The 13,266-nt window shown below is 67.1% G+C and carries 9 protein-coding genes; 3 read left to right on the forward strand and 6 right to left on the reverse strand.

Annotation, left to right across the window (positions count from 1 at the left end):
- Positions 1–17 precede the first annotated feature (17 nt).
- Positions 18–548, forward strand: coding sequence for a sterol desaturase family protein (locus GGQ97_RS07560; RefSeq protein ID WP_168068425.1), 531 nt, complete (start codon positions 18–20; stop codon positions 546–548).
- On the opposite strand, the gene GGQ97_RS07565 is transcribed toward GGQ97_RS07560, so the two are convergent.
- From GGQ97_RS07565 to crtY, 3 genes are read right to left on the reverse strand one after another with little or no spacing between them, the layout of a single operon-like run.
- Entirely contained in the window at positions 499–1,437 is a 939-nt protein-coding gene (locus tag GGQ97_RS07565) for a phytoene/squalene synthase family protein (protein ID WP_342448475.1), read from the reverse strand. The two genes, GGQ97_RS07560 and GGQ97_RS07565, sit on opposite strands and share 50 nt — an antisense overlap.
- Entirely contained in the window at positions 1,434–2,912 is a 1,479-nt protein-coding gene (locus GGQ97_RS07570) for a phytoene desaturase (RefSeq protein WP_342448476.1), read from the reverse strand. The genes GGQ97_RS07565 and GGQ97_RS07570 overlap by 4 nt, the downstream gene beginning before the upstream one ends.
- A complete protein-coding gene (gene crtY, locus GGQ97_RS07575) occupies positions 2,909–4,048 on the reverse strand; it encodes a lycopene beta-cyclase CrtY (protein ID WP_168068427.1) in 1,140 nt (379 codons plus the stop codon). Before crtY ends, GGQ97_RS07570 begins: the two co-directional genes overlap by 4 nt.
- Before the next feature lie 93 nt (positions 4,049–4,141).
- On the opposite strand from crtY, the gene GGQ97_RS07580 reads away from it, so the two are divergent.
- A complete protein-coding gene (locus tag GGQ97_RS07580) occupies positions 4,142–4,603 on the forward strand; it encodes a DUF2141 domain-containing protein (protein WP_168068429.1) in 462 nt (153 codons plus the stop codon).
- A gap of 72 nt (positions 4,604–4,675) precedes the next feature.
- Here the strand turns inward: GGQ97_RS07580 and GGQ97_RS07585 are convergent, their stop codons facing one another.
- From GGQ97_RS07585 to GGQ97_RS07595, 3 genes are read right to left on the reverse strand one after another with little or no spacing between them, the layout of a single operon-like run.
- On the reverse strand, positions 4,676–5,827 hold the full coding sequence (locus GGQ97_RS07585; protein ID WP_168068431.1) for a beta-barrel domain-containing protein: 1,152 nt from the start codon (positions 5,825–5,827) through the stop codon (positions 4,676–4,678).
- A gap of 10 nt (positions 5,828–5,837) precedes the next feature.
- Complete coding sequence (locus GGQ97_RS07590; protein ID WP_168068433.1) at positions 5,838–7,955, reverse strand: ATP-binding cassette domain-containing protein; 2,118 nt, start codon at positions 7,953–7,955, stop codon at positions 5,838–5,840.
- A complete protein-coding gene (locus GGQ97_RS07595; RefSeq protein ID WP_168068435.1) occupies positions 7,952–9,328 on the reverse strand; it encodes a TolC family protein in 1,377 nt (458 codons plus the stop codon). The genes GGQ97_RS07590 and GGQ97_RS07595 overlap by 4 nt, the downstream gene beginning before the upstream one ends.
- A 416-nt stretch (positions 9,329–9,744) precedes the next feature.
- On the opposite strand from GGQ97_RS07595, the gene GGQ97_RS07600 reads away from it, so the two are divergent.
- Positions 9,745–13,239 (forward strand): Ig-like domain-containing protein, encoded by a 3,495-nt coding sequence (locus GGQ97_RS07600; protein ID WP_168068437.1) that lies wholly within the window; start codon positions 9,745–9,747, stop codon positions 13,237–13,239.
- Positions 13,240–13,266: the final 27 nt, after the last annotated feature.

Genomic DNA, 13,266 nt, shown 5'->3' on the forward strand with positions numbered 1-13,266 from the left:
ACACCTATATCGCGTCCATGTCCTGGCTTGCCGGAATGATGCTGTTCACCGCCACCGTCCTCGTGATGGAAGGCTTCGCCTACGTGCTGCATCGCTGGGTGATGCATTCGCGGCTGGGCTGGGCGTGGCACGAAAGCCATCACCGCGAGCGCGAAGGCTGGTTCGAGCGCAACGACCTCTACGCCGTGGTCTTCGCCTTGCCCTCGATCCTGCTGATCTGGGGCGGGCTGAACGGCGGGTGGGGCGACTGGGCGACCTGGACCGGCGCCGGCGTGGCCTTTTACGGCGTGATCTATTTCGGCTTCCACGACGTCATCGTGCATGGCCGGCTGCCGCACCGGATCGTGCCGCGCTCGACCTATTTCAAGCGGATCGTGCAGGCCCACAAGCTGCATCACGCGGTAGAAAGCCGCGATGGAGCAGTCAGCTATGGCTTCCTCTACGCGCCCCCGGTGGATGCGCTGAAGCAGGCGCTGAAGCGCAGCGCGGAGGCACGCGTCAGGGCCGCGAAGGGCGCGTCCACAGACCGGTCCGAGACGAGGGTCTGACCGGCCACAGGGCTTCCCAGAAGGCATCCATCACCAGCGCGGCCTTCTCTGCCTTGGAGGTGCTGATCCGCTCGTCCCACGCCCGGGGGCCGAACGCCGCGGCGCGGGTCGCGATCTCGCCGTAGATGCCGCTGGCCGAGAGGACGGCCCAGCGGCTGCGGAAGGGGAGGCGGGCGGCGCCGATGCGCGCCGAGCGGCGATACTCGTCGGCCATGGTGCTGAGGCGGTGGGCAAGGCGGGCGAGGGCAGGGCGGTGCCTGGGATCCGCGAGGTCGGCGCCGGCCAGTCCTTCCGCTTCCAGCCAGTCGGTCGGCAGGTAGACGCGGCCGACGCGGGCGTCCTCGACGATGTCGCGAGCGATGTTGGCGAGCTGGAAGGCGATGCCGAGATCGGCGGCGCGGTGGAGGGTGTCCTCGTCCGCCGGATCGACGCCCATGACATGTGCCATCATGACGCCAACCGCGCCGGCGACCTGGTAGCAATAGGACAGCAGGTCATCGGTGGTGGTGGGGCGCCAGCCGGCCGCGTCGCGCTCGAACCCGGCAAGGTGATCGGCGGCGATGGCCTGGGGAATGGCGCAGTCGGCGGCGACGACGCGGAGGGCGTCGAAAGGGACCAGCCCGGTTTCCTCGCCGGCAAAGGCGGCAGCGGTCTTTTCCTTGAGGAAAGCGATGCGCGCGGCGGGGTCGGCGACGCGCCCGGCATCGTGGCCGAGGGTCTGGCCGTCGGTGATGTCGTCGCAGGCGCGGCACCAGCTGTAGAGCAGCCAGCTGCGTTCCCGCGTGGGCAGGTCGAACAGCTGGCTGGCAAAGCGGAAGCTTTTGGAGCCCGCCGAGATGCTTTCCAGCGCGCCCTGGACCAGCCGCGCCCGTTCCTCGCCCGCAATCACGCCAGCATCAGTCCCGCGGTTGCCTCCGCGCTTCCGACCACGCCGGGAATGCCCGCGCCCGGGTGGGTGCCGGCGCCGACGAAATACAGGTTGTGCAGCTTGTCGTCGCGGTTGTGGGTGCGGAACCAGGCCGACTGCCACAGCACCGGCTCGAGGCTGAAGGCGGAGCCCAGATGCGCGGCGAGGTCGGTCGAGAAGTCGGCCGGGGTGTAGTGGAAGATGGTACGAATGCGGCTGCGGATGTCGGGGATCAGCCGCTCCTCCAGCGTGTCGAGCACGACCTCCTGATATTTTGGCCCCTCCACCGCCCAATCGACGTCGGCGCGGGCGGCGTTGGGAACGGGCGCCAGCGCGTAAAAGGTCGAGCAGCCCGGCGGCGCCATCGACGGGTCGGTGATGGTCGGGTGGTGGAGGTAGAGCGCCGGATCGGTCGCGAGCTTGCCGGTCTTGTAGATGTCGTTGACCAGCCCGCCGTAGCGCGGCCCAAACAGGATGGTGTGGTGGGCGATGTCGCAGGTGCCCTCCAGCCCGAAGTGGAGCACGAACAGGCCGGGCGAGAAGCGCTTGCGCTTGAGGGCGCGGACCTGTTGCGGGCCGCGGCTGGAGCCCTCGATCAGGCCATAGCTGTGCACAACATCGCCGTTGGAGGCGACCGCATCGGCGGTGGCGCTCCAGCCTGATGCCGTGCGGACGCCGGTGACGCGGTCGTTCTGCGCGGTGATGGACGTGACCGGGTCACCGAGGCGGATGGTGCCGCCGATCCGCTCGAAATGGCGGACCATGCCGGCAATGAGCTGGTTCGTGCCGCCCTTGGCGAACCACACGCCGCCGTCACGCTCCAGCTTGTGAATGAGGGCGTAGATCGACGAACAGGTCATCGGATTCCCGCCGACCAGCAGGGTATGGAAGCTCAATGCCTGGCGGAGGTGCTCGTCCTCGACGAAGCTCGACACCATCGAATAGACCGAGCGCCAGGCCTGATATTTGGCGAGCGCCGGAGCGGCCTTGAGCATGTCGCCGATGCTTTCGAACGCCTTGGTCCCGAGCTTCACATAGCCTTCGTTAAAGACGCCGGCGCTGTAGGCGAGGAAGCGCTGGTAGCCGGCCCAGTCGTCGGGGTTGAGCGCGTCCATCGACGCCTTCAACTCGGCATCGTCGTTGGTGTAATCGAATACCGTGCCGTCGGGCCACGACAGGCGGTAAAAGGGTTTGACGGGCACGAGGTCGACGTCCTCGGCCATGTCGCGACCGCTAAGCTTCCACAGGCGCTGGAGGCAGTCGGGATCGGTGATGACGGTGGGCCCCGCGTCGAACACGTGGCCGTCCCTTTCCCAGACGTAGGCACGGCCGCCGGGACGGTCGCGGGCTTCGATCACCGTCGTCTGCACGCCCGCCGACTGGAGCCGGATGGCGAGCGCGAGGCCGCCGAAGCCGGCGCCGATGACGATCGCGGTCTTGTAGGGGGAAGTGATCACAGACTGTCCTTCAACACGCGAAGCGCCCGGAAGAAGGGCACGGGAGGCTTGCCGGACAGGACGCGCGCCTTGTCCAGCCCCGTGCTGGTCCCCGCATAGAAGCGCGCGATCAAGGGGCCGGAAAGGCGGTAGAAACGCTCCAGCACCCGGTAGCGGTCATGTGGGGCGGCAGCATGGAACAGCAAGGCGGTCAGCAGGCGGTAGAAAGCGCCTCTCTTCCAATGCCTGGCCGCGCGCTTGCGGGTCGCGGCGCCGAGCGTGGCGTCGAGCGGTGCCTTCTCGGCCAGCCAGACCGCGAACCGGACCGCATCGGGCAGCGAGTAGCTGGTCAGCGGGTGGAAGAAGCCGCCGCGGGCGCCGGCGCGGGCGACCGGGTCGTGCCTGGGCCAGAGCTTGTCGAAGTCGCCGCCGGTCACGACCGGAAGCGCGCCCTGTTCCTCGCGGGTGCGCTCTGCGACCTGCCAGCCTTGCGCGGCGGCATAGTCGCCGATGCGGTCGCGCAGCTGATCGTGATCGATCTCGGGCCCGTCGGAATAATAGGTGTCCTCGACGAACAGCTGGGTGGGCGAGAAGGGGAGGCAGTAGACGAAGCGATAGCCGTCGTGTTGTTCGACGGTGGCGTCCATCACGATCGGGTCGGCGAGGCCGTGGCCCTGGGGGATGGTGAGCAGCTGGCCGACGAACTTCTGCCAGCCGAGCTCGAGCCCCTTGGCCTTGCCGCCGCGCGCATCGAGCACGGCGGCGGCGTCGATCCGCCTCCCGCCGTCGAGTATGACATGGGTCGGGCCGAGATCGGAGACGATCGACTGCAGGATTTCGTCCGGGTCGAGTGCCGTGCGGACGGCGGCGTCGAGCGCTTCGCTTTCGATGGTCTGGTAGGTCTGGTCGAGGTGTCGGCGGTGAGCCGGGAAGCGGACTTCGTAGCCCGGCCAGCGGTGACGGATCAGCGGATCGGTCAACCAGCGGTGCCTGCGGTCGACGTCGCTTTCGAAAAAGGACCAGAGGTGATTGCCGCCGATCGTCGCGTCCGGCTCCACCAGCAATATCCTGAGGTCGGGACGGCGACGGCGCAGGGCCAGGGCGCACAATCCCCCAGCGAGCCCGCCACCAACGATCACCAGGTCTACAGCTCGCATGAAGTTTAGCGTCTAGCGTGTCGTGCCGACGCTGGCGACCCCGGCCAAGGTCCGTTAATCATACCACAAGGGGAAGGGTGCCAAGGGGCGGTCATGGACATGAAGCGGATCGGGATGTTGGCGGCGGCGCTGCTGACGGCGGGAGCAACCATGGGTGCGGCATCGCCAAGCGTGCCGAAGCCAGGCGCGGATCTGCAGGTGCAGTTGTCCGGCCTGCGATCGGCCAAGGGCGTGGTTCACCTGTGCCTTTCGTCGAGCGTGTCGCGCTTTCTCCATTGCAAGGACGATCCGTCGGCGGTGGCGCGGTCGGTCCCGGCGTCGGCCGCCGGCAGGCTCGACCTCGGCGCGGTCAAGGCAGGAACCTACGCGCTGCTGGTGGTGCATGACGAGAACCGCAACGGAAAGCTCGACATGATGATGGGCATTCCGCGCGAGGGCTTCGGCTTCTCCAACAATCCGGCGATGAAGCCGCGGGCCCCCAAGTGGGAGGAAATCCGCTTCACCGTCCCGCAGACGCCAAGCGTCCAGCAGGTCCGAATCCGCTACGTGCTGTAGGCGGCGAGGCGAAGCTCACGGTCAGCCGTCGCCCCGGAGCCGATCCGGAGTGACGGCTTTTTCATGCGCCGGTCAGCGCTCGCCCAGCGAGTCCCCGGTGGTCTTCAGGATCGGCTTGGTCAGATACTTGAAGACGGTCGTCTGGCCGGTGATGATCTCGGCGGTCGAGGTCATGCCGGGCTGGAGGACGATCTTCTCGCCTTCGTGGCGCGGGCGCAGCTTGGCCGGGTCGGCGCTGAGCAGGACCCGGTAGTAGGTCTGCACGCCTTCCTTGGTTTCTTCCGACAGGGTGTCGGCGCTGATGTGCGTCACGGTCCCGTCGGCCGAGCCGTAGATGCTGCTGTCGTAGGCGTCGAACTTGACGTTGGCGGTCTGGCCCTGGCGGATGAAGGCGATGTCGGTTGGCGAGACGCGCGCCTCGACCACCAGCTTGTCGCCGGTCGGGACCAACTGAAGCACCTCGTCGCCGGCGCGCAGAACGCCGCCGACGGTGTTGTACTTGATCGCCACGATTACGCCGTCGGTGGGCGAGCGGAGCTCCGACCCGCGCAGGATGGCCGAGCGCTGGGTCAGCTGCTCGGTCGCGCTGGCGAGTTCTTCCTCGGTCTTGGCATATTCGGTCTGGAGTTCGGCCAGATATTCGCTCCGGCGGGTGTTGATCTGGCCTTGGAGGTCGGAGGTCTGGCGCTGCATGCGCAGGACCTCGGAGCGGCTGACGTCGCCGCTTGCGACCAGCGGGGTGTTCATGTCGAGCTCCTGCCGGGTCAGGCTCAGCATCGACTGCAAGCTGTTGATCTGGCTCGACAGGGCCTGGCGGCGGCGGGCGTAGAGCTCGCGCTGGCTGCTGACGAACTCGGGGTGGCTGCTGGTTTCCGCCGGGAACACCAGCGGGCGGTTGAAAAGCTCCGCCTGGATGCGGGCCATCCGCGCCTTGAGCGCCGCGACCTGGGCCTGGCTTTCCTCCACCGCGGCGCGGGGACGGGTTTCGTCGAGGCGGACCAGAAGATCGCCGCGGTTCACACGGTCGCCTTCGGACACGAGGATTTCGGCGATGGTACCGCCGTCCTCGCTCTGCACCACTTGGGTCCGGCCGCTCGGAATGACCGCGCCGCGGGCGCGGCTGACCTGATCGATCTCGGCCCACAGCGACCACGCCACGAAGGCAGCAACCGCGAAGGCTGAGAGCAGGATGATCTGGGTCGACTGACGAAGACGGAAATTCATGGGGGAATCCTTAGGCGCCCTGAGCGAGCTTCACTGGGGCAGGCGGTGCGGGCGGAGAGGGCGGAGTGCCCTGGCTGTCGCCGCGAAGCTTGGCCAGCACCTGGCCGGTCGGGCCGTCCATCACGATCTTGCCGTTGCCCATCACCAGCAACCGGTCGGTCAGGCTGAGCAGCTGCATCCGGTGGGTGACGAGGACCAGGGTGCGGTCCGGGGTCATGCGGGCCTTGATCGACTGGATCAGCCGGGCCTCGGTCGCCTGGTCGAGGTTGGAGGTGGGCTCGTCGAGCAGCCACATCTGCGGCTCGGCGAGGAACAGGCGGGTGAGGATGGTCAGCGTGCGCTGGCCGCCCGACAGGCCGCGGCCGCCCTCGGCGATCGGCAGGTCGATGCCCATCGGGTGCGAGGAAACCATCTGGCCAAGCCCGATTTCGGTGATCACCCGCATCAGCGTGTCGTCGCCGGGGTCGCTGAGGCCGAGCAGCAAATTCTCGCGCATGGTGCCGTTCAGCAGGCGGGTGTCCTGCGGCAGGTAGCCGACGTTGCGGCGGAGCACGTCCGTCGCAAGCTGGCGCATCTCGAGCCCGCCGATCCGGATCTGCCCTTCGGCCGGCGCGTAGAGGCCGGCCAGCAGCCGCAGCAGCGTCGACTTGCCCGAGCCGATGCCGCCGATGATGCCGACCTTCTCGCCTGCGCGGATCTCGAGCCGGGGGATCTCGACGCTGGGACGCTCGGGCGTGTAGCCGAAGCGGACGTCGTTGACCTGGAGCGAGGGGACGAGCTGGGCGGGACGAAGCGCTTCGGTGTCGGGCGCCTGGTCCAGCGGCAGCCGCATCAGGGCGTCGAGACCGGCGAGCGAGGAGCGGGCATAGCCCCATTGCACCAGCAGGCCAGGCAGCTGGGCGAGGAGCGGGCCGTTGACGCGCCCGGCGATGATCGAACAGGCGATCAGCGCGCCCGGCGTCATGTCGCCCTGCGACACCAGCACCGCGCCGAACGCGATGATCATGACGTAGGCGAACTGCTGCAGCCCGCTGAACAACGCGTTGGCGATCGACGACCAGCGCTTGACGCTGTCCTCGTGGAGCTGAACTTCCTCCATCAGCTGGTTCCAGCGCGCCAGCATGTGCCACGAGCCGCGATTGGCCTTGATCGTCTCGGCCGCATCGAGCGCCTCGACCAGCAGGCCGTTCTTGCGGTTGCCGTTGGCCTGCGCCTTGGCGGTGTCGTCCTTGATCATGCGGGCGAAGATCCACGACAGGACCAGCGCCAGCGGGAAGGAGATGATCGGGATCAGCGCCAGCGGTCCGCCGATCCACGAGATGACCACGATGAAGAAGATCGCGAACGGAAGGTCGGCGAGCAGGAACAGCGAGGCCGAGGAGAGCAGGCCGCGGATCTGTTCCCAGCCGCGAATCTGCGCGGCCATGGTGCCGATCGACGGCGGACGGGCATCGAGCCGGACTGCCTGGGAGCGGGCGAAGAAAACCTCGGACACCTCGGTGTCGACCTTGGCCGCCTCGCGCTCGATCATCAGCGCGCGGGTGGTTCGGAGGATGAAGTCGAGGAGCAGCGCGATGCACACGCCAACGGTCAGCACCCACAGGGTCGCGTAACCGCTGCGGGGGATGACCCGGTCATAGACCTGCATCGAGAAGAGCGAGGTCGCCAGCGCGATGAGGTTGACCACCACCGTCGCGATGACGGCCGAGAACAGCACCTTCTTGCGCAGCAGCAGCGAGCGGCCGAACACATTGATTGCGCGCTCGCCTTGGCCGCGATCGCTGAGACGCGGCATCTGGGGCAGGAAGAAGCGAGTGCCCGGGCCGATCTCGCGCAGGCCGTTGAAGGATGGGGAGACGACCCGCACCGCGTCGACCGTCTCGAACTGCTCGGCGATCGCCCAGCCTTCCGCCTCGTCATACATGAACAAGGGGAACTGGTGGGCCCGCGGGCGATGGCCGACGTCGGTCGGCTTGCGCCAGCCGAGCCGGGCCGAGAGCCGCTTGAGCGTGTCCTCGTCGTACAGCGGAAAGCTGTCGGGATCACCCGCGCGCGACCGCCAGTCGGGCGCCAGTTCGGACGACTGGCGCGAGGCGAAGCGGTCGATCAGATCGAGAAAGGAGTTCATCGTGCGGAGCCCGCCCTGAGTTCATTGGCCTGCCACTGACAGCTGCGGATCAGCAATCGGGCAGAGCTCGACATTGCAGAGATTTCGGCATTCGCCAGCGCAATTCGCGCGGAGTTGGATTCGCGCACCGCGTTCATCACGTCGAGCCAGGTCCGGCGCCCAGTGATGAACTGGCGCATGAAGCTGTCGGTGACGTTGGACGAGGAGCTTGCCGCGTCGCGGCTGGCTTCGACCTGGGCGGCGGCGGCGGTGTTCTCGACGATGTCGAGGATGGTCTTTTCGCGGGTTTCGCGTTCCGCCACCGTGACCCGGAAGCGGGCGGCGCTGGTGCGCGCGGCGGCGGCATTGGCGGCGGCGACCGGCGACAGGCCGCCATTGGTGTTGGCCTGCACCGCGACGCCGAGCCCGCTGCCCTGGAAGCGATCGTGGGTATATTGCACCCCGACCTGCGGGAAGAGGGCGGCCTTGGCGAGCTTGCGGTCGGCCTCGGCGACCTCGGTCTCGGCCTGGAGGCGGCGGATCGACGGGTCGCAGGTCAGCGCCGACTGGACCAGCGACGCCGACGAGGGGTGGTGGCGAACCTTGTCGTAGACGGGGAGCGGGTCGACCTCGAAATCGGGGTCGCCGACCAGCTCGCGGAGCTGCTGCAGGGCGGCATAGCGCTGGGCGGTGACGAGGCTGAGTTCCTGGCGGACCTGCGCGGCGCGCGACCGGGCGAGGTCGAGGTCGGAGCGCGGGCTGACTTCCTGGGTCACCCGGCGCTCCATCGATTCCACCAGGCGTTGATGCTCCGCAAGACTTTGATCCAGAATGGACGCGACGCGCACGCCGCGGACCACGCCATAATAAGCGCTCGACACCCGGCTGAGGATGTCGAAGGCGGTGACACCGACTTCGGCGAGGCTTGCCGAGCGTACGGCTTCCGCGCGTTCGATTGAGGCGCCGATCCGGCCTCCCGCCCACAAAGGCTGGAACACCTGCAGTTGCGGGTTGAGGGTCGTACCACGGGTCGCGGCCGAGACGCTGGCGCTTGGCGCGCGAAGCCATTTGGCGGCGCGAACGTCCTGCTCGGTCGCGCGGACCAGGGCGCCGGCCGCCTTCATCGAGGGATAGCGCTCGATCGCCAGCTCGCCGGCGCGGGCGAGCTGCGGATCGATGCCCGGGGGGACAATGGCGGCGGCAGTGACCGGTGCCGGAGGGCCGTAGGTTGCGGCCGGGGCGGGCGGTGGCGTGGGCGCGGCAGCCGCGTCGGCCGCCGATGGGGCGCTTTCTTGCTGGGACTGTGGCTGACCGAACACGCTGGAGGCCGCCGAGAAGTTGCCCAGCCCGACCGCCACCAAAGTGATCGCACCCCACCGGACGGACGCCGGCAACCGCAAGCTATTTTGTTGAGACATATACAGAAACGACCCGCCCTAGCCCTGTTCTCTCAGTGCTGTTCGACCCTTGAGGCCGGGGGTCTCCCCGGCCCAAGCGAAGGCAGCTTGCGCTGCACCGCTCACCCAAAATGACGCGCCCCCCGAGCCACCCTGGAACCTTATCGCGCGGCCACTACCACCGGAGTTTCCCGGACGCGAGGGCTAAAGTGTTCAAGCAGTGACCTGTTTACCATTACTTAACACCATGAACGACAGGGGTTATCACCTGATTTTCGGTGAGAGTTGGGCCTTGCGCTTTGGTTTGGCCCATTTAAGATGAGCCGAGACTAGACAAGGGCGACTGCTTTATGTGGTTGCTCTACATTAGCCCGGCGTTTTCGGGCGGTGGACCAATAGGGGAAGGACCTAACATGAGTGATGGCGCGGCGCAGAACGGTGGAACCCAGGCTGCAACAACGGGTGAGGCTGCTGCGGCAGCCGGTGCAGCAGTAGCCGCGACAGCGGCGGCTGCTCCCGTAGCAGCACAAGCAGTTCCGGGCGTTCCTGCTCCGGCCGCTGCGGTCCCGGCCGTCGCGGCCGGTGCCGTTTCTGCCGCAGCCGCGGTTCCTGCGGCGGTCGCCGCCGCGCAGCAGCCGGCTCCCGAGGCCGATTGCAAGCCGGTGAAGAAGAAGGCGCACCATCACGACCAGAAGGACGCTGACGAGGATCACGCCCGCGCCAGCACCAGCGACGAAGATCAGAACCTCAGCCAGCCGGCCGACGGCTGCGTCCTTCCGCAGACCGGCGCCCAGGCGGCTCCGGCTGAAGCGGCCCCGGCTGCTGCTCCGGCGTACGAAGAGTCCGGCGGCGGCATCTCGAGCGGCCTGCTGATCGGTGCCGGCGTCCTCGCCGCTGTCGGCGTCGGCGTTCTCGCGCTCGCCAAGGGCGACGATGAAGACAAGAACGCGCCGCCGGTTGCCGTTGCAGACACCGGCGCGGTGAACGAGGGTGCGACGCTGAGCGGTTCGGTTGCGACCAACGACAGCGATCCCAACGGCGATCCGCTGACCTACACGCTGACCGGCACCGCGCCGGCCGGCCTGACGCTGAACAGCAACGGCAGCTACACCTTTGACGCCAACAACGCCGCCTACAACGCGCTGGCGGCCGGCGCGACCCAGGTCGTGACTGCCAACTACAGCGTGTCGGACGGCCGTGGCGGCACCGCCACCTCGACCCTGACGATCACCGTCACCGGCACCAACGATGCGCCGGTTGCGACCAACGACACCGCAGCGGCCACCGAAGGCGGCGCGGTAGTGACCGGCAACCTGTCGACCAACGACAGCGATCCCGACACCGGCGCGACCCGCACCTACACGCTTGCGGCTCCGGTCGCCGGCCTGACGCTGAACGCCAACGGCACCTTCAGCTTCGACCCGACCAACGCGGCCTATAACAGCTTGGCGCAGGGCCAGACGCAGGTCGTCACCGCCAACGTCAACATCTCGGACGGCGCGGGCGGCACCACCACCTCCACTCTCGCGATCACCGTCACTGGCACCAACGATGCGCCCGTTGCGGTTGCCGACGTCAATGCCGGCGTCGAGGGCGCTGGCAACCTGACCGGTTCGGTCGCAACCAACGACAGCGATCCCGACCAGGGCGCGACGCTGACCTACACGCTCAACGCCCCGGTCGCCGGCCTCGCGCTGAACGCGAACGGCACCTACACCTTTGATCTCAACAACGCCGCATACAGCGATCTCGCCGCGGGTCAGACCCGCGCGGTTGTCGCGACCTATACGGTGACCGACGACAAGGGCGCGACCTCGACGTCCACGCTGACAATTACCGTGACCGGCGCCAACGGCGCGCCGGTGGCGGTTGCGGACACGGCGGCGGTCAACGAAGGTGCGGTGCTCAACGGTTCGGTGGCGAGCAACGATAGCGATCCTGATGGCGATTCGCTGACCTTCGCGCTGACCGGTACTGCGCCCGCAGGCTTTGTGCTGAACGCCAACGGCACTTACACCTTCGACGCCAACAATGCGGCCTATAACGGCCTCGCTGCCGGCGCGACGCAGGTGTTGGCCATTCCTTATAGCGTTTCGGATGGCAAGGGCGGCACGGCTTCCTCGACGCTGACCATCACCGTGACCGGCACCAACGACGCTCCGGTGGCGGTTGCCGCGACCGCAGCCGCAACCGAAGGCCAGACGCCGCCGATCACCGGCACGCTGACGGCCACCGATCCGGACTCGGGCGTCGCTGCGCCGACGTTCACGCTGAACGCGCCGGTCGCCGGCCTGACGCTGAACGCCGATGGCACCTACAGCTTCGATCCGACCAACCCGGCCTATAACAGCCTGGCCCAGGGCCAGACCCAAGCTGTGGTTGCCAACTTCACCGTGACCGACGCTTCGGGGGCGACCTCGACTTCGACCCTGACGATCACCGTCGCTGGCACCAACGATGCGCCGGTTGCCGTGGCCGACGTCAATGCCGGCCTCGAGGACACCACCATCTCGGGCAATGTCGGCACCAACGACAGCGATCCCGACCAGGGCGCGACGCTGACCTACAGCGTGGTCGGCACTCCGCCGGCTGGCTTCGTCCTGAATGCAAACGGGACCTACACGCTCGACACCACTAACGCGGCCTATCAGAACCTGACTGCTGGTCAGGTCCAGAACGTCGTCGTCAACTATCAGGTCTCGGACGGCCTCGGCGGCACAGCCACTTCGACCCTCACCATTACGGTGACCGGCGTGGTCGAGACGGCGAACCTCGACGTCGATGGCGACAACAACCTCAACACCCGCCAGGTGTTCGATGGCGGCGCGACCGACTACAACTTCACCGACGACGACGATGTTGCCAACACGGTTGTCATCAACAACTTCGGTGCCGACGACTACATCACCTTCGACGCTCCGTTTAACGGCGCTGGCCGAGTTGCATTCGCCAACATCGACTTCGACGGTGACGGCATTGCCAACGACATTGCGATCACCACCAACAAGGGCGGCGTCGTCAGCGACATCATCCTGCGCAACGCGATCTCCGATGCGGCTGCGGGCGGCGTGATCTCGGACGAGGCTGGTGCCGAAGCCGCGATCGGTGCCGGGTTCGACAACTTCCGCACGACCACGCAGAGCGTCGTTCCGACCGCTGCTTCGCTGGATGTCGACAACGACAACAATGTCACCAGCATCTACACGCTGCCGGTGGCCGCCAACACGGGCAGCTTCGCCTACACGGACGACTTCGCCATCGCCAACACGGTGCTGGTGCGCGACTTCGGTGCGGACGATACGCTGACCTTCAACACGTCGATCGGCAATGTCTCGTTCGGCAGCGGCGATTTCGACGGCGACGGCGTCGCCGACGACCTGCGCATCGCCACCAACAACGGCGGTGTTGTCAGCGACATCATCCTCGCTAACGCGGTCGCGCCGGACACGGTGGTCTTCAATGAAGCCACTGCCGAGGCAGCGGTGGGCAACGGCGCCGACAACTTCCTGTTCAACGGAACGGTTGTCACGCCGCCGACCCAGCCGGTCGGCAACACCACGGCGAACCTCGACATCGACAATGACGGTAATCTGCTCTCGGCGCGCGTTTTCGACGCGTCGACCGACGGGTTCCGCTTCACCGACGATGCCGACGTCGCCAACACGGTGGTGATCCTCAACCTCGGCACCAACGACCGTATCATCCTCGAGACGGGCAATCTCTATTCGTTCACCAACAGCGCGCTCGACGCCGACGGCCTTGCGAACGACCTGATCGTCACCCTCAACAAGGGCGGCGTCGTGTCGGAGATCACCATCAAGGATGCAGTCGATCCGAACGCTTTTGTGTCCAACGAGGCACAGGCAGAGGCCGCGCTGGGTGGGATCGATTATTTCCAGTTTGCGTGAAAATTAAATTTCGGTACGTAACAATCT

Origin of the sequence: Sphingomonas kaistensis (assembly GCF_011927725.1) — a bacterium.
Lineage (GTDB): Bacteria > Pseudomonadota > Alphaproteobacteria > Sphingomonadales > Sphingomonadaceae > Sphingomicrobium > Sphingomicrobium kaistense.

What these genes read in the sequence shown, in the direction of transcription:
- GGQ97_RS07580 (WP_168068429.1), top strand. Translation starts at nt 4,142, where the DNA reads ATGGACATGAAGCGGATCGGGATGTTGGCGGCGGCGCTGCTGACGGCG.
- GGQ97_RS07585 (WP_168068431.1), bottom strand. Translation starts at nt 5,827, where the DNA reads ATGAATTTCCGTCTTCGTCAGTCGACCCAGATCATCCTGCTCTCAGCC.
- GGQ97_RS07600 (WP_168068437.1), top strand. Translation starts at nt 9,745, where the DNA reads ATGAGTGATGGCGCGGCGCAGAACGGTGGAACCCAGGCTGCAACAACG.
- crtY (WP_168068427.1), bottom strand. Translation starts at nt 4,048, where the DNA reads ATGCGAGCTGTAGACCTGGTGATCGTTGGTGGCGGGCTCGCTGGGGGA.
- GGQ97_RS07590 (WP_168068433.1), bottom strand. Translation starts at nt 7,955, where the DNA reads ATGAACTCCTTTCTCGATCTGATCGACCGCTTCGCCTCGCGCCAGTCG.
- GGQ97_RS07560 (WP_168068425.1), top strand. Translation starts at nt 18, where the DNA reads ATGTCCTGGCTTGCCGGAATGATGCTGTTCACCGCCACCGTCCTCGTG.